At 66.7% G+C, this 19742-nt stretch carries 19 protein-coding genes; 14 read left to right on the forward strand and 5 right to left on the reverse strand.

From position 1 onward, the window contains the following. Window positions 1-20 precede the first annotated feature (20 nt). From leuC to accD, 10 genes are all read left to right on the forward strand, one after another. Window positions 21-1442: a 3-isopropylmalate dehydratase large subunit gene (gene leuC, locus QTH90_RS25470; RefSeq protein ID WP_286667347.1), complete on the forward strand. Its 1422-nt coding sequence runs from the start codon at window positions 21-23 to the stop codon at window positions 1440-1442. 17 nt (window positions 1443-1459) lie between these two features. Continuing rightward, window positions 1460-2110 carry a 3-isopropylmalate dehydratase small subunit gene (gene leuD, locus QTH90_RS25475; protein ID WP_286667348.1) on the forward strand — a complete coding sequence of 217 codons (651 nt, stop codon included), beginning with the start codon at window positions 1460-1462 and terminating at the stop codon, window positions 2108-2110. A 28-nt stretch (window positions 2111-2138) separates the two neighbouring features. Beyond that, a complete protein-coding gene (leuB, locus tag QTH90_RS25480; protein WP_286567430.1) occupies window positions 2139-3227 on the forward strand; it encodes a 3-isopropylmalate dehydrogenase in 1089 nt (362 codons plus the stop codon). An 89-nt stretch (window positions 3228-3316) separates the two neighbouring features. Beyond that, on the forward strand, window positions 3317-4459 hold the full coding sequence (gene asd, locus QTH90_RS25485) for an aspartate-semialdehyde dehydrogenase (RefSeq protein WP_286667349.1): 1143 nt from the start codon (window positions 3317-3319) through the stop codon (window positions 4457-4459). Window positions 4460-4764: 305 nt separating this feature from the next. Continuing rightward, complete coding sequence (locus QTH90_RS25490; RefSeq protein ID WP_353506632.1) at window positions 4765-7401, forward strand: motility hub landmark protein FimV; 2637 nt, start codon at window positions 4765-4767, stop codon at window positions 7399-7401. A 26-nt stretch (window positions 7402-7427) separates the two neighbouring features. After that, entirely contained in the window at window positions 7428-8240 is an 813-nt protein-coding gene (gene truA / locus QTH90_RS25495) for a tRNA pseudouridine(38-40) synthase TruA (protein ID WP_286667351.1), read from the forward strand. Beyond that, entirely contained in the window at window positions 8237-8923 is a 687-nt protein-coding gene (locus QTH90_RS25500) for a phosphoribosylanthranilate isomerase (protein ID WP_286667352.1), read from the forward strand. The genes truA and QTH90_RS25500 overlap by 4 nt, the downstream gene beginning before the upstream one ends. A 57-nt stretch (window positions 8924-8980) precedes the next feature. Next, on the forward strand, window positions 8981-10258 hold the full coding sequence (gene trpB, locus QTH90_RS25505; RefSeq protein ID WP_286667353.1) for a tryptophan synthase subunit beta: 1278 nt from the start codon (window positions 8981-8983) through the stop codon (window positions 10256-10258). Then, window positions 10255-11100, forward strand: coding sequence for a tryptophan synthase subunit alpha (trpA, locus tag QTH90_RS25510; protein WP_286667354.1), 846 nt, complete (start codon window positions 10255-10257; stop codon window positions 11098-11100). Before trpB ends, trpA begins: the two co-directional genes overlap by 4 nt. A gap of 24 nt (window positions 11101-11124) precedes the next feature. After that, the gene (gene accD / locus QTH90_RS25515; RefSeq protein WP_286667355.1) at window positions 11125-11997 is read left to right on the forward strand and encodes an acetyl-CoA carboxylase, carboxyltransferase subunit beta; all 873 of its coding nucleotides are present in this window, start codon (window positions 11125-11127) and stop codon (window positions 11995-11997) included. A gap of 20 nt (window positions 11998-12017) precedes the next feature. Here the strand turns inward: accD and QTH90_RS25520 are convergent, their stop codons facing one another. Continuing rightward, window positions 12018-12578, reverse strand: coding sequence for a YggT family protein (locus QTH90_RS25520; protein ID WP_286667356.1), 561 nt, complete (start codon window positions 12576-12578; stop codon window positions 12018-12020). A gap of 49 nt (window positions 12579-12627) precedes the next feature. On the opposite strand from QTH90_RS25520, the gene QTH90_RS25525 reads away from it, so the two are divergent. From QTH90_RS25525 to QTH90_RS25540, 4 genes are all read left to right on the forward strand, one after another. After that, entirely contained in the window at window positions 12628-13275 is a 648-nt protein-coding gene (locus QTH90_RS25525) for an LON peptidase substrate-binding domain-containing protein (protein WP_286667357.1), read from the forward strand. A gap of 127 nt (window positions 13276-13402) precedes the next feature. Further along, the gene (gene lysS, locus QTH90_RS25530) at window positions 13403-14959 is read left to right on the forward strand and encodes a lysine--tRNA ligase (RefSeq protein ID WP_286667358.1); all 1557 of its coding nucleotides are present in this window, start codon (window positions 13403-13405) and stop codon (window positions 14957-14959) included. Then, a complete protein-coding gene (locus tag QTH90_RS25535; protein ID WP_286667456.1) occupies window positions 14953-16233 on the forward strand; it encodes an Hsp70 family protein in 1281 nt (426 codons plus the stop codon). Before lysS ends, QTH90_RS25535 begins: the two co-directional genes overlap by 7 nt. Continuing rightward, window positions 16230-16739, forward strand: coding sequence for a M48 metallopeptidase family protein (locus QTH90_RS25540; protein WP_286667359.1), 510 nt, complete (start codon window positions 16230-16232; stop codon window positions 16737-16739). The genes QTH90_RS25535 and QTH90_RS25540 overlap by 4 nt, the downstream gene beginning before the upstream one ends. Window positions 16740-16754: 15 nt before the next feature. Here QTH90_RS25540 and nagZ read toward each other — a convergent pair whose 3' ends face one another. From nagZ to recO, 4 genes are read right to left on the reverse strand one after another with little or no spacing between them, the layout of a single operon-like run. Continuing rightward, on the reverse strand, window positions 16755-17828 hold the full coding sequence (gene nagZ, locus QTH90_RS25545) for a beta-N-acetylhexosaminidase (RefSeq protein WP_286667360.1): 1074 nt from the start codon (window positions 17826-17828) through the stop codon (window positions 16755-16757). After that, window positions 17825-18220, reverse strand: a complete 396-nt coding sequence (acpS, locus tag QTH90_RS25550; protein ID WP_286667361.1) for a holo-ACP synthase — start codon at window positions 18218-18220, stop codon at window positions 17825-17827. The genes nagZ and acpS overlap by 4 nt, the downstream gene beginning before the upstream one ends. Further along, entirely contained in the window at window positions 18217-18972 is a 756-nt protein-coding gene (locus QTH90_RS25555) for a pyridoxine 5'-phosphate synthase (protein WP_286667362.1), read from the reverse strand. Before QTH90_RS25555 ends, acpS begins: the two co-directional genes overlap by 4 nt. Beyond that, the gene (gene recO / locus QTH90_RS25560) at window positions 18969-19727 is read right to left on the reverse strand and encodes a DNA repair protein RecO (RefSeq protein ID WP_286667363.1); all 759 of its coding nucleotides are present in this window, start codon (window positions 19725-19727) and stop codon (window positions 18969-18971) included. The genes QTH90_RS25555 and recO overlap by 4 nt, the downstream gene beginning before the upstream one ends. Window positions 19728-19742: the final 15 nt, after the last annotated feature.

Genomic DNA, 19742 nt, shown 5'->3' on the forward strand with positions numbered 1-19742 from the left:
CCCCCACGAAAGAGACCACCATGGCACGCACCCTCTACGACAAACTCTGGGACGAACACGTCGTCCATACCGAGGAAGACGGCACCGCGATCCTCTACATCGACCGTCACCTGGTCCATGAAGTGACCAGCCCGCAGGCCTTCGAAGGGCTGCGCGAAGCCGGCCGCAAGCTGTGGCGCATCAGCTCAGTCGTCGCCACGGCCGACCACAACACGCCGACCACTCACTGGGAACGGGGCTACGACGGCATCGCCGACCCGATCAGCAAGGAACAGATCACCACGCTCGACAGCAACATCAAGGAATTCGGCGCCGCCGCGTTCTTTCCGTTCCTGAGCAAGCGCCAGGGCATCGTTCACGTGATCGGGCCCGAATCGGGCGCCACGCTGCCCGGCATGACCGTGGTGTGCGGCGACTCGCACACGTCAACGCACGGCGCCTTCGGTGCGCTCGCGCACGGCATCGGCACCAGCGAAGTCGAGCACGTCATGGCCACGCAGACCTTGCTCGCCAAGAAGGCGAAGAACATGCTCGTGAAAGTCGACGGCAAGCTGCCGCTGGGCTGCACGGCCAAGGACATCGTGCTCGCCGTCATCGGCAAGATCGGCACCGCCGGGGGCACGGGCTACACGATCGAGTTCGCCGGCTCCGCGATCCGCGACCTTACGATGGAAGGCCGCATGACCGTGTGCAACATGGCGATCGAAGCCGGTGCACGGGCGGGCCTCGTCGCCGTCGACGAAAAGACCATCGCCTACGTCAAGGGCCGTCCGCTCTCGCCCACCGGCGTCGAGTGGGACCAGGCTGTCGAATACTGGAAGACGCTCCATTCGGACCCGAATGCGCACTTCGATACCGTGGTCGAGCTCGACGCAGCTCAGATCAAGCCGCAAGTGACGTGGGGCACATCGCCCGAGATGGTCGTGCCGGTGGATGGCCGCGTGCCGGATCCGGACAAGGAAAAGGACGCCAACAAGCGCGGCGCCATCGAACGCGCCCTCACCTACATGGGCCTCGAACCGAACAAGCCGATGAACGACATCCTCATCGACAAGGTGTTCATCGGCTCCTGCACCAACAGCCGCATCGAGGACATGCGCGAAGCCGCCGCAATGGTGAAGAAGCTGGGCCAGAAGGTCGCCAAGAACGTCAAACTGGCGATGGTCGTCCCCGGCTCGGGCCTCGTGAAGGAACAGGCCGAGCGCGAAGGCCTGGACCAGATCTTCAAGGCTGCAGGCTTCGAATGGCGCGAGCCCGGCTGCTCGATGTGCCTCGCGATGAACGCTGACCGCCTCGAACCCGGTGAGCGCTGCGCATCGACCAGCAACCGCAACTTCGAAGGGCGCCAGGGCGCCGGTGGCCGTACCCACCTGGTCAGCCCGGCCATGGCTGCAGCCGCTGCGGTGCACGGCCATTTCGTCGACGTCCGCCAATTCGCCTGAACCAGGAGCCAGACACCATGCAGAAATTCACCGTGCACAAGGGCCTCGTGGCGCCGATGGACCGCGAGAACGTCGATACCGACGCGATCATCCCGAAGCAGTTCCTGAAGTCGATCCGCAAGACCGGCTTCGGCCCGAACCTGTTCGACGCCTGGCGCTACCTGGATCCGGGCGAGCCGGGCCAGGACCCGAAGTCGCGCAAGCCCAATCCGGACTTCGTCCTGAACCAGCCGCGCTACGCGGGCGCTTCCGTGCTGCTCGCGCGCAAGAACTTCGGCTGCGGCTCGTCGCGCGAACACGCGCCCTGGGCGCTCGACCAGTACGGCTTCCGAGCCATCATCGCGCCAAGCTACGCGGACATCTTCTTCAACAACAGCTTCAAGAACGGCCTGCTGCCGATCGTCCTGAGCGAATCCCAGGTCGCGCAACTTTTCGATGAAGCTTTTGCCTTCCCGGGCTACAGCCTGACAATCGACCTCGAGCGCCAGGTCGTGATCAAGCCGGACGGTGTCGAGCTTCCGTTCGAAGTACAGGCTTTCCGCAAGTTCTGCCTGATCAACGGGCTGGACGATATCGGCCTGACGCTTCGCCACAAGGACAAGATCAAGGCTTTCGAGGCCGAGCGCCTGGCCCGGAAGCCGTGGCTGACGCACCAGTTGATCGCCTGACCCCATTCCATCTCCAGAACAGACTCTCATGAAAATCGCAGTTCTCCCCGGTGACGGCATCGGCACTGAAATCGTCGCCGAGGCGCTTCGCGTCCTCGAAGTGCTGGACCTCTCGTTCGAGACCGAATCGGCGCTGGTGGGCGGCGCGGCCTACGAGGCGCACGGCCACCCGCTCCCCGAATCCACGCTCAAGCTCGCCAAGGAAGCCGACGCCGTGCTGTTCGGCGCGGTCGGCGACTGGAAGTACGACAAGCTGGAGCGCTCGCTGCGGCCCGAGCAGGCCATCCTGGGCCTGCGCAAGAACCTCGGCCTGTTCGCCAACTTCCGTCCGGCCATCTGCTACGAGCAACTCGTCGATGCGTCGAGCCTCAAGCCCGAGCTGATCGCGGGCCTGGACATCCTCATCATTCGCGAACTGACGGGCGACATCTACTTCGGCCAGCCGCGCGGCCGCCGTACCGCGGTCGACGGCCACTTCCCGGGCGCCGAAGAAGCCTTCGACACCATGCGCTACTCGCGCCCCGAGGTCGAGCGCATCGCCCACGTCGCGTTCCAGGCGGCGCGCAAGCGCAGCAAGCGGGTCACCAGCGTCGACAAGGCCAACGTGCTGGAGACCTTCCAGTTCTGGAAGGACATCGTGACCGAGGTCGGCAAGGAATACCCCGACGTCGAACTCGACCACATGTACGTCGACAACGCGGCGATGCAACTGGTCAAGGCACCGAAGAAGTTCGATGTGGTGGTCACCGGCAACATGTTCGGCGACATCCTTTCCGACGAGGCCGCGATGCTCACGGGTTCGATCGGCATGCTGCCCTCCGCATCGCTCAATTCGAGCAACCAGGGCCTCTACGAGCCCAGCCACGGCAGCGCGCCAGACATCGCAGGCAAAGGGGTTGCCAACCCATTGGCTACAATCCTGTCCGCTGCCATGATGCTCCGCTTCTCCCTGAACCAGCCCGAGGCTGCCGACCGAATCGAGTCGGCGGTCAAGCACGTGCTGGCCCAGGGACTGCGCACGGCAGACATCTGGTCCGCAGGGACCACCAAGGTCGGCACCCGCGAAATGGGCGATGCTGTGGTGGCTGCCATCACCAAAAAGACGATTACCGGCTAACCGCAGCCCGATTCGTCACGCCCTCCCCCGGCTCTGACGAGCCGGGCGCAAAGAGAAGACAACTTTCTTTCTTACAAGGGCAAACTGAAATGGCGAACGCAAATCAACCTCTGGTCGGCCTGGTGGGCTGGCGCGGCATGGTCGGCTCGGTCCTCATGGACCGCATGCAGGCCGAAGGCGACTTCGGACTGATCGAGCCGGTCTTCTTCTCGACCTCCAACGCCGGCGGCAAGGCTCCGGCGATGGCGAAGAACGAGGCCACGCTCAAGGACGCACACGACATCGACGCACTGAAGAAGTGCGACATCATCGTGACGGCGCAGGGCGGCGACTACACGACCGAGGTGTTTCCCAAGCTGCGCGCAGCCGGCTGGAAGGGCCACTGGATCGACGCAGCCTCCACGCTGCGCATGAACGATGACGCGATCATCGTGCTCGACCCGGTCAACCTCCCCGTCATCCAGAATGCGCTGGCGAAGGGCGGCAAGAACTGGATCGGCGGCAACTGCACCGTCAGCTGCATGCTGATGGGTGTCGGCGCCCTCTACAAGGCGGGCCTGGTCGAGTGGATGACCAGCATGACGTACCAGGCAGCTTCCGGCGGCGGCGCCCAGCACATGCGCGAACTGCTGACCCAGTTCGGAACGATCAACGCCGAGGTGCGTGCCCTGCTGGACGACCCGAAGTCGGCCATCCTCGAAATCGACCGCAAGGTCCTCGCCAAGCAGCAATCCTTGACCGCCGTCGAAACGGCCAACTTCGGCGCGCCGCTGGGCGGCAGCCTGATCCCGTGGATCGACAAGGACCTCGGCGACGGCATGAGCAAGGAAGAATGGAAGGGCGGCGCCGAAACCAACAAGATCCTCGGCCAGGGCGCCGGCTTCGGAACGGCCGCGACGCCGGTCGACGGGTTCTGCGTGCGCATCGGCGCCATGCGCTGCCACAGCCAGGCGCTGACCTTCAAGCTCAAGAAGGACGTCCCGGTGGCTGACATCGAGGCGCTCATCGCCGCCGACAACGAATGGGTCAAGGTCGTGCCGAACACCCGCGAGGCCACGGTCAAGGATCTGACCCCCGTCGCCGTCACCGGCACGATGACGATCCCGGTCGGCCGCGTGCGCAAGCTGGCGATGGGCCCCGAATACGTCGGCGCCTTCACCATCGGCGACCAACTTCTGTGGGGCGCGGCCGAACCGCTGCGCCGCATGCTTCGCATCCTGCTGGAGGCCTGAAAACCGGGCTGGTGCACCCCGGGTGCGCCAGCCCGTTGCTCCGCCGCAACGGCAGATGCATGACGAAGTTTGCACGCACTGGGTAGATAAGGCCTGTCGCCTTGTCAGTGCGGGGTGATGATGTTAACGTCCCCTTACACTTTTGGGCCGAGCTGCCCCCTAACAGCATGACACGACATCCGTTGCCTGCGGCCCGCCCTTCGGCCATCCGCCCGACTCCGACGATTTCTGGTCGGAACCAGCTTTCTCTTCTCAGTGCTGCTGTTGCCCTGGCCCTGGGCGCTTTTGGCGCCGATGCCAATGCCTTGGCGCTGGGCAGGCTGAACGTCCAATCCGCCCTCGGCGAGCCGCTTCGCGCGGAAATCGAAGTCACCGAGATCACTCCGGCGGAAGCGGACGGCCTGAAGATCAACATCGCGTCGTCCGACGCCTTCCGGGCTGCCGGCGTCCCCTACAACTCCGCGCTGTCGGATGTGAAGGTTGGAGTCCAGAAGCGTGCCGACGGGCGCTACGTGGTCCGCCTGTCCAGCGACCGCATGGTCAGCGAGCCGTTCATTGATCTGCTGCTCGAAGCCAACTGGAGTTCGGGCCGGATCGTGCGCGACTACACGGTTCTTCTCGATCCGCCGACCAGCCGCCAGGCCGCCAGGACGGCACCGATCGCCCCGACCGCACCTCAAATCAGCCCGACGCGGCCGCAAGCCGCTGTCCCGGCCGTGGTTCAAGCACCCGCAGCCCGCAGGCAGGGAGCTGCGCCCGCCGCCCCGGTCGCCCCTGCGGAAGCCAGCAACGTGCGCACCGGAAGCGGCGAGCAGGTCACCGTGCGTCCCGGCGACACCGCCAGCAAGATCGCCGGCGCGTACAAGCCCGCCGACGTGTCGCTCGACCAGATGCTCGTGGCCCTGTTGCGCGCCAATCCCAACGCCTTCATCGGCGGCAACGTCAACCGGATCAAGGCGGGCGCCGTGCTCGAAATGCCGGGCGCGCCCCAGGCTGAAGCCGTTCCCCCGGCCGAAGCTCGCCGCACCGTGACGGCGCAGAGCCAGGACTTCAGCGAGTACCGCCGTCGCCTCGCCGACAACGCACCAACCTCGCAGCAGGCCGATGCCGGACGCCAGGCGTCGGGCAAGGTGGAAGCCAATGTCGAGGACCGCAATGCGGCCAATGCGCCGTCGGACAAGCTCAAGATCTCGCAAGGCATCGCAGCCGGCCGTGCGACCGAAGAGCAACTCGTGCAGGCGCGCCAGGAGCAGGCCAACAAGGCGCGCGTCGCCGAACTGTCCAAGAACATCGAGGACATGAACAAGCTGAAGGCCGAGACGGGCAAGACGCCGTCGGCCGCAGCAAGCCCCGCACCGGCAACGCCTGCGGCCGCACCGGCTCCGACCGCCGCAGCTCCGGCGACTCCTGCCGCGGCCGCAACCGCGGCCCCGGCCGCCGCTGCCCCGACACCTGCGCCCACGCCCGCTGCTACGGCGTCACCGACCGTGGTCGCGCCCGCTGCGACGGCAGCAGCCACCCCCGGCAGTCCTGCGACGCCTGCGGCCGAGCCCGCCGCTGCCGCCGCAACTCCGGCTGCTGCAAGCCCGGCACCGGTACCTGCTCCTGCAGCCGAGCCCGTCGTCGCCAAGCCAGTGAAGGCGGCACCGCCTCCGCCACCTCCGCAACCCAGCTTCTTTGCCGAACTGCTCGAGAACCCGCTCATGGTCGGCGCTGCCGCCCTGATCGCCTTGCTGATCGGCTTCCTGCTCTACCGCGTGCTGGGCCGCAAGCGCCGTGACGCCGGCGACAGCGTGTTCATCGAAAGCCGCATTCCCAAGGATTCGTTCTTCGGTGCCAGCGGCGGCGAGTCGGTCGACACGAAGAACCGCGGCAACTCCGTGGTGTCGTCGCTGTCGTACTCGCCGAGCCAGCTGGATGCCGGCGACGTCGACCCGGTGGCCGAAGCCGACGTGTACCTCGCATATGGCCGCGACCTGCAAGCCGAGGAAATCCTTCGCGAAGCGCTGCGCGTCAATCCGGAACGCACTGCGATCCACCTCAAGCTGCTCGAAATCCACGCCAAGCGTCGTGACCTGCGCGCCTACGAGGCGCTCGCCGCCGACGTGCACAAGCTGACGGGCGGAACCGGTTCCGAATGGAACCGTGTCGTCGAACTGGGCAAGGACCTCGATCCGGGCAATCCGCTCTACGAAACGGGAAGCCGCGGTGTATCGGCCGCAGAAGCCGCCGCCTTCGCAGGAACGCTGGCCGCTGCAACGGCCACTGCCCCCGCAGCGCCAGCCGCACCCGCCGCCAGCCTTGTCGAGGACGATGAAGCCGCAGCACCGCCACCCGCCTTCGTGCCCTCGGTCGCACCGCTGGACTTCGACCTGGATCTGAGCAAGCCATCCGTGGCCCCCGCCACCGCACCGGCGCCCCTCAGTGCCAGCCTTCCGCCTGCTGCCCCGACCCCGGCGCCGGAGCCTTTCGTATCGACCTTGCGCGAAGCACCGCGTGCCATTCCGACCGCCATGGGCATGAATGGCGCCAACGGCCACGTGAACGGCAACGCCGCGGCCAGGCTCGACCTCGAAAACGACTTCGACACCGCGCCCGGCGCCCTCGAACCGATCACGCGCGCTCCGTCGCTTCCTGAGGAAGAACGCACGCAGCCGGCACCTTTGCGTGCGGGCCTGCCAGCGGATTCCGGCTTCATCGAATTCGACATGAGCTCGCTGGCCGGCCTGTCGAGCCGCGCCCCCGCCGACACCGAGCGCGGCCGCCTCGAAACGATCGAGGAAAGCGGCGAAAGCCCGCATGCGATCAAGCTGTCGCTGGCGCGCGAACTCAAGGCGCTGGGCGACGTCGAAGGCGCCCGTTCGCTGGTCGAGGAAGTGGCTGCCGAAAGCTCCGGCGACATCAAGGCCGAAGCCAAGCAACTGCTCGGCCAACTGCACTGAGTGGTCACCCGCCCGCTCGTCCCGTCGTGAGGCTGGCCCTCGGCGTCCGCTACAACGGCCAGGCGTACGAGGGCTGGCAAAGCCAGCTCTCGGGTCGCACAGTCCAGGACAAGCTGGAAGCGGCACTCACCCAATTTGCCGCGCAGCCCATCTCCACGCTCTGCGCGGGCCGGACCGATGCCGGCGTCCATGGGCTGATGCAGGTGGTGCATTTCGACACCTCGGTCGAGCGCACACCCTTCTCCTGGATGCGCGGCACCAACCGCTTCCTTCCCGGCGACATCGCAGTGCAATGGGCACAGCCGGTCCCGGACCAGTTCCACTGCCGTGCCAGCGCGCTGGCACGCCGCTACCTCTACGTGCTGTCGCAATCGCCGGTCAGGCCGAGTCTGGATGCAGGCCGGGTCGGCTGGTCGATGCATCCGCTCGATGGCGACGCGATGCGGGCCGCCGCCGAGATCCTGCTGGGCCAGCACGACTTCAGCTCTTTCCGCGCTTCGGCCTGCCAGGCGCGGTCGCCCGTCAAGGAGGTGCGTCGCATCGAGATCACCCGCCACGGCGAAACGGAGCGCTGCCGCTGGCACTTCGAGTTCGAAGCCGACGCATTCCTCCATCACATGATCCGCAACATCATGGGTTGCCTGGTGCGTATCGGCCGCGGCGACGAGCGCCCGGAGTGGATGCGCGAGGTGCTGGAAGCGCGCAGCCGCGTGGTCGCGGCGCCGACCTTCTCGCCGAACGGCCTCTATTTCGTGGGCCCGCTGTATGCGGACGGCTGGGGCTTGCCGCCCGAAGCAACGATGGGGGGCACAGGCGCTGCGTATGATGGCCCGCCATGACTTCCGCCGTCGCCACAGCCCCCACACGAATCAAGATCTGCGGGCTCACCCGTGAGCAGGATGTGGACGCCGCCGTCCACGCCGGGGCCGATGCTGTCGGCTTCGTCCTCTATCCGGCCAGCCCGCGCGCGGTGACGGTCGAACGCGCGGCCCAGTTGGCCGCGCGCCTGCCGCCGTTCGTGACGCCGGTACTCCTGTTCGTCAACGAATCCGCGGAAACGACCATCGAAGCGCTGTCCAGAGTGCCAGGCGCCCTGGCTCAATTCCATGGCGACGAAACGCCTGCCCAGTGCTGGAATGCCTGCGGCCAGGGCGCCTACCGTTTCATGCGCGCGGCCCGGATTCCGCTGGGAGCAGCCGGCGCCGGCTTCGACCTCGTAAAATACGCTTCCGATTACTCCCGCGCCCAGGCCATCCTGCTCGACGCTCATGTCGAAGCGTATGGCGGTGGCGGCAAGGCATTCGATTGGTCACTTCTTCCACCCGCCGTCGACGCTCACCTCGTCTTGAGTGGTGGGCTCACACCTGCAAACGTGGGCGATGGCATTCGTCAGCTGCGGACGCGCTGCAAATCGCTGTCCGTTGACGTGAGTTCCGGCGTCGAAGCCTCCAAGGGCATCAAGGACGCCGCAAGAATTCGCGAATTCGTGGCCGCCGTGCGTGCGGCCGATGCCTCTTCCTAATTTGCTGCTGGCCGCCGCCTCGATCGTCTGGCGCCGGCCAGCCCACCGATCGAGACCATGAACACTTACCAGCAACCCGACGCCAGCGGCCACTTCGGCATCTACGGCGGCACCTTTGCCAGCGAAACGCTGACCCACGCGATCAGCGAACTGCGAGATGCCTACGCGAAGTACAAGGACGACCCCCAGTTCCAGGCCGAATTCCACTACGAACTCGCGCATTTCGTGGGCCGGCCCTCGCCGATCTACCACGCAGCGCGCACCAGCCGCGAAATGGGTGGCGCGCAGATCTACCTGAAGCGCGAAGACCTGAACCACACTGGCGCGCACAAGGTGAACAACACCATCGGCCAGGCCATGCTCGCCAAGCGCATGGGCAAGCCACGGGTGATCGCCGAGACTGGCGCCGGCCAGCACGGCGTGGCCACCGCCACCATCTGCGCTCGGTACGGCCTCGAATGCGTGGTCTACATGGGCAGCCAGGACGTCCAGCGCCAGAGCCCCAACGTCTACCGCATGAACCTTCTGGGCGCGACGGTGGTGCCGGTCGAATCCGGCAGCAAGACCCTGAAGGACGCGCTCAACGAGGCGATGCGCGACTGGGTCACCAATGTCGAAAACACCTTCTACATCATCGGCACGGTGGCTGGCCCGCACCCCTACCCGACCATGGTGCGCGACTTCCAGAGCGTGATCGGCAACGAGTGCATCGAGCAGATGCCTGCCATGCTGGCGGCGCAAGGCATCACGGGCGAAGCCGAAGGCAAGCAGCCCGACGTGGTGGTCGCCTGCGTGGGCGGCGGCAGCAACGCGATGGGTATCTTCCACCCGTACATCCCGTTCGCCAGCACCCGCCTGATCGGTGTCGAGGCGGCGGGAGAAGGCCTGGACAGCGGCAAGCATTCGGCGTCGATCCTGCGCGGCAGCCCCGGCGTGCTGCACGGCAACCGCACCTACCTGCTGCAGAACGAAGACGGCCAGGTGACCGAGACCCACAGCATCAGCGCGGGACTCGACTATCCCGGCGTGGGCCCTGAACATGCCTACCTGGCCGACATCGGCCGCGCCGAATACGTCGGCGTCACCGACAGCGAAGCGCTCGAAGCCTTCCACTACCTGTGCCGCACCGAAGGCATCATCCCGGCGCTCGAATCGAGCCATGCCATGGCCTATGCGATGAAGCTTGCCAAGACCATGCGCCCGGATCAGTCGATCCTGGTCAACCTCTCGGGCCGCGGCGACAAGGACATCGGCACGGTCGCCGACCTGTCGGGCGTCGACTTCTACGATCGGCCGTCGATGCGCGGCCTCAGCGTGAAGGGAGGCAAGGCATGAGCCGCATTGCTGCAACCTTCGAAGCCCTCCAGAAGGACGGCCGCAAGGCGCTGATCCCGTACGTGACGGCTGGCTTCCCCTTCGCCGACGTCACGCCCGAGCTCATGCACGGCATGGTCGAGGCGGGTGCCGACGTGATCGAGCTCGGCGTTCCGTTCTCCGATCCGATGGCCGACGGCCCCGTGATCCAGCGCGCCGGCGAGGCCGCGCTGGCGCTGGGCATCGGCATGAAGCAGGTGCTGGCGATGGTCGCCAGCTTCCGGCAGCGGGACGACCGCACGCCGGTCGTTCTGATGGGCTATGCCAACCCGGTCGAGCGCTACGACCTCGTGCACGGCAAGGGGACCTTCATCCGCGACGCAGCCGCTGCAGGCGTCGACGGCCTGTTGGTGGTCGACTACCCGCCCGAAGAGTGCGAAGACTTCGCCGCCCAGCTCCAGGCGCACCACATCGACCTGATCTTCCTGCTTGCGCCGACGAGCACCAGCGAGCGCATGGCCCAGGTCGGCCGCATTGCGTCGGGCTACGTCTACTACGTCTCGCTCAAGGGCGTGACGGGCGCCGGTCACCTCGACACCGAGGCCGTCGGCCAGATGATTCCGCGCATTCGCCAGCACGTGAAGGTGCCGGTCGGCGTGGGCTTCGGCATCCGCGATGCCCGGACCGCGCAGGCGGTCGGCTCCACGGCAGACGCGGTCGTGATCGGCTCCCGCATCATCCAGCTGATCGAGGACCAGCCCCGCGACGCCGTAGTGCCGCGCGTGCGCGAATTCCTGACCGAGATCCGACAGGCGCTCGACGCCCTGCCCGCCGCCACGCCCAAGAACGCGGCTGGCCGATAATCCCCGCCAACACTAGGAGCCCCCATGAGCTGGCTTGAAAAACTGCTACCCGCCAAGATCGCGCCCACCGACCCGAGCGAGCGCCGCCAGATGCCGGAAGGCCTCTGGATCAAGTGCCCAAGTTGCGAGACCGTGCTCTACAAGACCGACCTCGAGCACAACCAGAACGTCTGCCCGAGCTGCGGCCACCACCATCGCATCGGCGCCCGCGCGCGGCTCGACGCTTTCCTCGATGCCGAAGGCCGCTACGAGGTGGGCCAGGAGGTCTTGCCCGTCGACGCTCTCAAGTTCAAGGACAGCCGCAAGTACCCCGAACGGCTGAAGGAAGCGCTAGAGAACACCGGCGAGACCGACGCGCTCGTGGTGATGGGCGGCTCGGTGCACAGCATCAACGTGGTGGTCGCCTGCTTCGAATTCGACTTCATGGGCGGCAGCATGGGCAGCGTGGTCGGCGAGCGCTTCGTGCGCGGCGTCGAGACCGCCATCGAGCAGAAGGTGCCCTTCATTTGCTTCACCGCCACCGGCGGTGCACGCATGCAGGAAGGCTTGCTGTCCCTCATGCAGATGGCGAAGACCAACGCATCGCTCACCCGCCTCGCGAAGAAGGGGCTGCCTTACATCAGCGTGCTGACCGACCCGACCATGGGCGGTGTGAGCGCAGGCTTCGCGTTTGTCGGCGACGTGGTGATCGCCGAGCCCAAGGCCCTGATCGGCTTTGCCGGCCCGCGCGTGATCGAGTCCACCGTGCGCGTGACCTTGCCCGAAGGCTTCCAGCGGGCGGAGTTCCTGCAGACCAAGGGAGCGATCGACTTCATCTGCGATCGCCGCGAACTGCGCAAGACCGTCGCGAACACACTCGCGATGCTGCTGCGCCAGCCCGCCGACGCAGTGGTCTGACCCGGCCCCCTGGGGCGTAGCTAGCGTCCCAGGGTGAAGACCGAGGCCATGACATTGCCCAAAATGATCGCGCCGACCTGCAGCAGCACGATGGCAGCCAGCGGCGACAGGTCGACCCCACCCACCAGCGGAATGAAGCGCCGCAAGGGACGCACCAGCGGCTCCGCGAGCCGCGCGATCAGGTCGTGCAGCATCGACGACGCGTTCGGCACCCACGACAGCACGGCGTAGACGACCAGCAAGGCGGTGAGGCCCGACACCGCGAGTTGCAGCAGCCCGATGAACGACACCAGCGGCAGGATCGCCCAGCGCCCCAGCGCGCCCATGAGCATCCACAGCAGCAGGAACTTCGCCAGTACCAGGAGCCATGCGGCCACGCCGCTCGCCAGGTCCCAGCGCTTGACCGAAGGCACGATGCGCCGCAACGGCAGCACGATCCAGTCGGTGACCGCGAACACGAAGCGCCCCAGCGGATTCCCGAAGGGCACGCGGTGGTATTGCATGTAGAGACGCAGCAGGCAGGCGCCGCCCAGAAGGCCGACGATCACGTCGAGCAGGAACGAAGGAATCTGATAGAGCATGGCGCGAGGTCGTGAGCGGAATGCGATGATAGCCACGCAAGGTTCATCGATGACGACACAACCCCTTCTGAGCTCCCTCCCCTTGTTTCCCCTGGGCACTGTGCTGTTCCCCGGCGGCCTCCTGCCCTTGCGGATCTTCGAGGTGCGCTACCTCGACATGATCGGCAAATGCCACAAGGCCGGCTCGCCGTTCGGCGTGGTCAGCCTGACGCAGGGCTCGGAGGTGCGTCGAGCCGGCGCGGAGACCGAAAGCTTTGCGGCGTTCGGCACGCTCGCGGTCATCCGCGAGTTCGAGATGCCCCAGTCCGGACTCATGCAGATCGAATGCGTCGGCACGCAGCGCTTTCGCGTCCGCTCCAGCGAACTGCAGAAGCACGGGCTGTGGACGGCCGAGGTCGAGTCCGTGCCCGACGACGTTGCCCTGGAGGTCCCGACGGACCTCCAGCACACGTCCCAGGCACTGCGCCGCCTGGTCGACACCCTGGAAGAACGACGCCGCGCCGAGGGCGACGAAAGCGTTCGCCTGCCGATCGCACAGCCCTATCGCTTCGACGATTGCGGCTGGGTCGCCAATCGCTGGTGCGAGCTTCTGCCGATGCAGCCGGAACTCAAACAGCGGCTGATGGAGCTCGACAGCCCGCTCATGCGCCTGGAATTGGTCAGCGATCTGCTCGCGCGCACCGGCATCGCTGGGTAGTCAGCTATAAATTCGATAGCATCCAATGCAGCAGCGGCAAGCGCTGCAGGTCGGTCCTTCGCGGGGCTCGGGCAGTTAAAATGGCGGGTTGCGCGCGCTCCCGCCCGCGCCTCCATCCTGCCTCCCCATGTCCGACCATCTGACCCCCTCCGTACCCGTTCCTGCCTCCACGCCGGCCGCCCCGACCGACGACAACCAGCTCATCGCCGAACGGCGTGAAAAGCTCAAGGCGCTGCGTGCCGCCCAGGCCGAGGGCAAGGGTGTCGCCTTCCCGAACGACTTCAAGCCCGGCGACCGCGCTGCCGCTCTCATCGCGGCACACGGCGAGACGCCGTCGGACGTGCTCGAAGCCACGCCCATCGCGGTCAGCGTGGCCGGCCGCATGATGCTGAAGCGGGTGATGGGCAAGGCGAGCTTCGCGACGATCCAGGACGCCACCGGCCGCATCCAGCTCTACATCACGCGCGACGCGGTCGGCGAAGAGGCCTATGCCGAGTTCAAGCACTGGGATCTCGGGGACATCGTCGGCGCCGAGGGCTCGGCCTTCAAGACCAAGACTGGCGAACTCTCGGTCAAGGTCACGAAGCTTCGGCTCCTGACCAAGAGCCTGCGCCCGCTGCCGGACAAGTTCCACGGCATGGCCGACCAGGAACAGAAGTACCGCCAGCGCTACGTCGACCTGATCACCGACGCCACGGCACGCGAGCGTTTTGCCGCACGCAGCCGCGCCGTGAGCGCGCTGCGAGAGTTCATGGTGTCGAACGACTTCCTCGAAGTCGAGACGCCCATGCTGCACCCCATTCCGGGCGGCGCGAACGCCAAGCCGTTCAAGACGCACCACAACGCGCTCGACCAGGAGATGTTCCTGCGGATCGCGCCCGAGCTGTACCTCAAGCGGCTCATCGTCGGCGGCTTCGAGCGCGTGTTCGAGATCAACCGGAGCTACCGCAACGAAGGCATCTCGGTGCGGCACAACCCCGAGTTCACCATGATGGAGTTCTACGCGGCCTACTGGAACTACCGCGACCTGATGGACTTCACCGAGACGCTGATCCGCACGATCGCCGACAAGGCGGTGGGCACCCAGCAGCTGACCTACCAGGGCAAGGCGGTCGACCTGAGCCAGCCCTTCGAGCGGCTCACGATCCGCGAGGCAATCCTCAAGCACACCGACGCCGGCACGAACGTCGACGACGCCACCTGGCTCGTGAACGCGCTGCGCAAGATCGGCCTGACCGAGGAGAAGGACAAGCTCTCGCAACGCAGCCTCGCCAGCCTGCAGGTGATGTACTTCGAAGAGACGGTCGAGGAAAAGCTCTGGCAGCCGACCTTCATCATGGAGCACCCCACCGAGATCTCGCCGCTGGCGCGTGCCAACGACGAGCGCCCCGAAGTGACGGAGCGCTTCGAGCTCTACATCACCGGCCGCGAGTTCGGCAACGGCTTCAGCGAACTCAACGACGCCGAAGACCAGGCCGCGCGCTTCAACGCGCAGGTCGCGGCCAAGGACAGCGGTGACGACGAGGCGATGTTCTACGACCACGACTTCGTGCGCGCGCTCGAATACGGCATGCCCCCGACCGGCGGCTGCGGCATCGGCATCGACCGCCTGATGATGCTGCTGACCGACTCGCCGAGCATCCGCGACGTGATCCTGTTCCCTGCGCTGCGTCGGGAATCTTGAGCACGCACGCACCGGCCATCGGGATCGACTTCGGCACGTCGAACTCCGCGGTCGCCTTCGTGGCGGACAACGGGTTGGCGCGTCCGTTGACGCTGGAAGGCTCCGCCACCGCCATCCCGACCGCCCTCTTCTTCAATGCCGAGGATCGCACCACGCACTTCGGACGCGATGCCATCGCGCACTACCTGTCGGGCACCGAAGGCCGCCTGATGCGCTCGCTGAAGAGCCTGCTGGGCAGCGCGCTCATGCAGGAGCAGACCGAGATCCTCAACGAACGGGTCAGCTTCGAGGACATCGTCACCCTCTTCCTGTCGGAACTCGGCGCGCGCGCCCGCAAGCAACTCGGCGCGCAACCCGGTCGCGTGGTGGTCGGCAGACCCGTCCGCTTCGTCGACGACGACGAGGAACGCGACAGGCTAGCCGAAGACACCTTGCGCCGGGCCGCACGGAACGCCGGGCTCGGCGACGTCGAGTTCCAGTACGAACCCATCGCCGCGGCTTTCGACTACGAGCGGCGCGTCACTCGCGAATCGTTGGTGCTGATCGTCGACATCGGCGGCGGCACCTCCGACTTCACGGTCGTGCGCCTGGGCCCCGAACGCACGGCCCATGCCGACCGCGCGAGCGACGTATTGGCGACCACCGGCGTGCACATCGGCGGCACCGACTATGACCAGCGCCTGAGCCTCGAGTGCGTGATGCCGCACCTCGGCTTCCGGCACATCGGGCCGCAGGGCCGCGAAGTGCCGAGCAGGACCTTCTTCGACCTGTCGTCCTGGCACCTGATCAACTGGCTCTATGCGCCCAAGGCAATCCGGCAAGTGCAGGACCTGCGCACGAGCTACCTCGACATGCGCCTGCACGAGCGTCTGGTGAATGTGCTGGTCGAGCGGCAAGGGCACCGCATCGCCAGCGAGGTCGAGGAGGCCAAGATCCGCACGTCCATGACGAACGACGGGGTGGCGATCGACCTGTCTTGCGCCGAGCCGGGCCTGAATGCTGCACTCGGCGCCGATGACATGGCGCGGCACCTTGCCGCGCTGCTCGACAGCGTGGTGGCCTGCGCGCGTGACTGCGTCCGGCGCGCGGATCTCACGGATGGCAAGCTCGACGCGATCTACCTGACTGGCGGTTCCTCCGCGTTGCGCCCCTTCCAGAGCGCGCTGCGGGCCGCGTTTCCGGGCACGGATCTGGTCGAAGGAGACCTGTTCGGTGGCGTTGCCGCTGGCCTGGCCTACGCCGCCGCCAACGCGCGGACGCCGCAGCCCGCATGAAGTACCTCGCCGCGTATCCCGCGGCGCTGCGCGCCCAGGTCGAGCAACTGGTCTCGCAAGGGCGCCTGGGCGAATGGCTGCTAAAGCGCTACGGCAGCACGCACGACATCCGTACCGACCGGGCTCTCTACGACTACGTGAACGATCTCAAGAGCCAGTTCATGCGGAATGCTGAGCCGCTCTCCAAGGTGGCCTTCGACAACAAGCTCCACGTGATCCGCAACGCGCTCGGCACCCACACGACCGTCTCGCGCGTGCAGGGCAGCCGGCTGAAGTCCAAGCGCGAGATCCGCGTGGCGAGCCTGTTCAAGGATGTGCCAGTCGAATGGCTGCGCATGATCGTCGTGCACGAACTCGCGCACATGAAGGAGCGGGAGCACGACAAGGCCTTCTATCAGCTCTGCGCACACATGGAGCCGGACTACCACCAGCTGGAGTTCGACTTGCGCCTGTACCTGACGCATCTCGACGGCGGCGGCGAGCGGCTCTGGTCGACAGCTGCCTGAGCACGCACGCCAGCGCTAGGGACGCGGAAGCATCTCGACGGCGCGTCGATACGCGGTCGATTGCTGCAGTTCGGCCCAGTCCGGCGCAGGAGCACGCGGCAGCAGGCTTCGCCGGCGCGACTCGCTGGCTGCACTCGGCGTCCATCGGCCGCTGCGCTGCGCTGCGGCGAATCCGCCGAGCAATTCATCCAGCGCCGTGCCCTCGCCCACGCTTTGGTTGCACAGCAAGGCTAGGTCGCAGCCCGCATCGAGTGCGGCGAGCGCGGCGTCCGTGAAGCTCAATTGCTCACCCTGGACGTGGCGGGCAGCTTCCATGCTGAGGTCGTCGCTGAACACCGCACCGTCGAACGCGAGCTTGTCGCGCAGAACCTGCTTCAGCCACTTCGACGAGAAGCCGGCCGGCCGATCGTCCACCTTCGGATAGATCACGTGGGCCGGCATCACGGCGGCGAGCGTGCCGGTCAGCCAGTCGTAGGGCCGGGCATCGTCGGCGAGGATCGCCTTGAGGCTGCGCCGGTCCACGGGAATCGCGACGTGCGAATCGGCCTTGACGAAGCCATGCCCAGGAAAATGCTTGCCGCAATTGGCCATGCCCGCTTGCAGCAGGCCATGCATCAGGCTTCGGGCGAGCATCGCGACCACGCGCGGATCGCGGTGAAAGCTGCGGTCGCCGATCACGCTGCTTTCGCCGTAGTCCAGGTCCAGCACCGGCGTGAAGCTGAAATCGACGCCACATGCCCGAAGCTCGCCTGCCAGGACATGGCCGCAGGCGACTGCCACCTGGGTGGCGCGCAGGGCATCGTTCATCCAGAGCTCGCCGAGCACGCGCATCGACGGCAGGCGCGTGAAGCCGTCGGTGCGAAAGCGCTGGACGCGCCCGCCTTCATGGTCCACGCAGATCAGGATGTCAGGGCGAATCGACTTGATCTCGGCGTTGAGGGCGCTCATCTGCGCCCGGTCGTGCCAGTTCCGCGCGAAATGGATCACGCCGCCCACCAGCGGGTCGGCGAGCCGGCGGCGATCGGCCGGGGTCAGTTCGGTGCCTGCAACGTCGATGATCAGCGGGGCATGCATTGCGTTGTCGATCATTTGTCTCGTTCGACCACGACGAAGCTCGCCGCGTAGTCGGTTTCATCGGTGACGGTGACGTGGGCGCTCAGGCCCTGGGCTTCGAACCATTCCTTCAAGCCGCCGTGAAGGACGATCACGGGCTTGCCGCTTTTCAGATTGGCGATTTCGCACAGGCGCCAGCTCATCGGCATGTGCATGCCCGTCCCGATGGCCTTGCTGAACGCTTCCTTGGCCGAGAAGCGCGTCGCCAGGTAGCGCAGGCCGCGTTGGGGCCAGCGCGCGCTGCGGGCCTGCCAGATCGCGTACTCGGCGTCGCTCAGGACCCTCTGCGGGAAGCGATCGCCCTGACGCCCGAGCGTCGCGGCGATACGCCGGACGTCGCAGATATCGGTGCCGATGCCGTAGATCACTGGGCTTCGGCGATGCGCTGCAAATACTCGCGCGTCGCGGCGGTGTAGCCGAGTTCCAGCGAGTCGGCGACAAAGGCATGACCGATCGACACCTCGCGCACGGCCGGCACGACGCGCAGGAATTCGGTCAGGTTGTCGCGGCTCAGGTCATGGCCGGCGTTGACTTCGAGTCCGGCGGCATGCGCCGCGCGAGCAGCGTCCACATAGAGCCGCAGGACGGCATCCGCCTTGGGAGTGTCGCGGGAGGCCGCGTAGCCCTCGGTGTAGAGCTCGACCCGGTCGGCGCCGACCGCCTTCGCCGCCGCCATCATGTCGGGGTTCGGGTCCATGAACAGGCTCACGCGCACGCCCAGCGCCCGCGTCTCGGCGATCAGCGGCCGCAGGCGCTCGGCATCCTCGGGGAAGCTCCATCCGTGGTCGCTCGTCGATTGGGTCTCGCTGTCGGGCACGAAAGTGGCCTGGTGCGGGCGCAACTCGCGCACGAACTCCATCAGGTTGTGAAACGGGTTGCCCTCGATGTTGAACTCCGCCTTGGGCCAATCCTTGCGCAGCAGCGCGGCAAGGTCTCGCACGTCCTGCGGGCGGATGTGGCGCTCGTCGGGCCTCGGATGCACCGTGATGCCGTGCGCGCCGGCATCCAGGCACAGCGCGGCGGCAAAGAGCACGCTCGGGATACCGAGCGGCCTCGTATTGCGCACCAGCGCCACCTTGTTGAGGTTGACGGACAAGGCGGTGGATTTCAGAAGGCTCATAGGGCTTGCAGGTCTCGCATCATCTGCCGCGTACGCAGCGTTGCAACGCCGCAATGGTAGTTGAGCAAGGTGCGCAGCAGCGTGCGCAATGCGCCATTGACACCGGCGCAAGCTCTCAAGGTGGCGGTGAAGGGTGCGCGATCGTCGAGCGCGGCTTGCAGTGCCTGCCAGTCGGCGCCTTTCAGCGCGGCCTCGTCGTCCGCCGCTTCACGCAGGCCGGCCTCGGGCACCAGCGCATAGCGGGCATCGGCTGCCAGGGGTGCCAGCGTGAGCGTCTGGGCGTCGAGGGTCGGCAGTAAACCGACTTCGCGCAGAAGCAACAACTCGAAAGCGCGCAGCGCGGCCGATTGCGTCGCAGCCTGCGCGCCCGCATGCTCGCTCGCGAGCACCTGCACGACCGCGGCGTAGGCATCGAACAGCGCCTCGTGGGGATCGTCACGCGCCAGGAGGCGCAGCAGCAGTTCGTTGACGTAGTAGCCCGACAGCAGCGCCTCGCCGGTCGGCATCACGTGCCCGCCCATCCATTCGGCGCCCTTGAGCGTGCGGATCTCGGCGTCGCCGCTGAAGTTCAGCTGCAGCGGCTGCAACGGCAGCAGCACCGGGCGAAAGTTGGAACTGGGCCGCTTCGCGCCCTTGGCCACGATCGCGATGCGGCCGTGGTGGCGCGTGAAGGTCTCGAGGATCAGGCTCGATTCGCTCCAGTCATAGCGATGCAGCACATAGGCCGGCTCGTGCGAAACGCGCTTTAAGGCCATACGCCCGGGGCGTGC

The organism is Variovorax flavidus, assembly GCF_030317145.1.
In the GTDB taxonomy this organism is placed as follows: domain Bacteria; phylum Pseudomonadota; class Gammaproteobacteria; order Burkholderiales; family Burkholderiaceae_C; genus Variovorax; species Variovorax flavidus.

Excerpts from the sequence above, each read along its gene's own strand:
- QTH90_RS25520 (WP_286667356.1), bottom strand. The coding sequence starts at position 12,578 with ATGCTCTATCAGATTCCTTCGTTCCTGCTCGACGTGATCGTCGGCCTT.
- leuB (WP_286567430.1), top strand. The coding sequence starts at position 2,139 with ATGAAAATCGCAGTTCTCCCCGGTGACGGCATCGGCACTGAAATCGTC.
- QTH90_RS25525 (WP_286667357.1), top strand. The coding sequence starts at position 12,628 with ATGACGACACAACCCCTTCTGAGCTCCCTCCCCTTGTTTCCCCTGGGC.
- leuD (WP_286667348.1), top strand. The coding sequence starts at position 1,460 with ATGCAGAAATTCACCGTGCACAAGGGCCTCGTGGCGCCGATGGACCGC.
- trpB (WP_286667353.1), top strand. The coding sequence starts at position 8,981 with ATGAACACTTACCAGCAACCCGACGCCAGCGGCCACTTCGGCATCTAC.
- QTH90_RS25555 (WP_286667362.1), bottom strand. The coding sequence starts at position 18,972 with ATGAGCCTTCTGAAATCCACCGCCTTGTCCGTCAACCTCAACAAGGTG.
- nagZ (WP_286667360.1), bottom strand. The coding sequence starts at position 17,828 with ATGATCGACAACGCAATGCATGCCCCGCTGATCATCGACGTTGCAGGC.
- QTH90_RS25540 (WP_286667359.1), top strand. The coding sequence starts at position 16,230 with ATGAAGTACCTCGCCGCGTATCCCGCGGCGCTGCGCGCCCAGGTCGAG.
- accD (WP_286667355.1), top strand. The coding sequence starts at position 11,125 with ATGAGCTGGCTTGAAAAACTGCTACCCGCCAAGATCGCGCCCACCGAC.
- trpA (WP_286667354.1), top strand. The coding sequence starts at position 10,255 with ATGAGCCGCATTGCTGCAACCTTCGAAGCCCTCCAGAAGGACGGCCGC.
- lysS (WP_286667358.1), top strand. The coding sequence starts at position 13,403 with ATGTCCGACCATCTGACCCCCTCCGTACCCGTTCCTGCCTCCACGCCG.
- recO (WP_286667363.1), bottom strand. The coding sequence starts at position 19,727 with ATGGCCTTAAAGCGCGTTTCGCACGAGCCGGCCTATGTGCTGCATCGC.
- QTH90_RS25500 (WP_286667352.1), top strand. The coding sequence starts at position 8,237 with ATGACTTCCGCCGTCGCCACAGCCCCCACACGAATCAAGATCTGCGGG.
- asd (WP_286667349.1), top strand. The coding sequence starts at position 3,317 with ATGGCGAACGCAAATCAACCTCTGGTCGGCCTGGTGGGCTGGCGCGGC.
- leuC (WP_286667347.1), top strand. The coding sequence starts at position 21 with ATGGCACGCACCCTCTACGACAAACTCTGGGACGAACACGTCGTCCAT.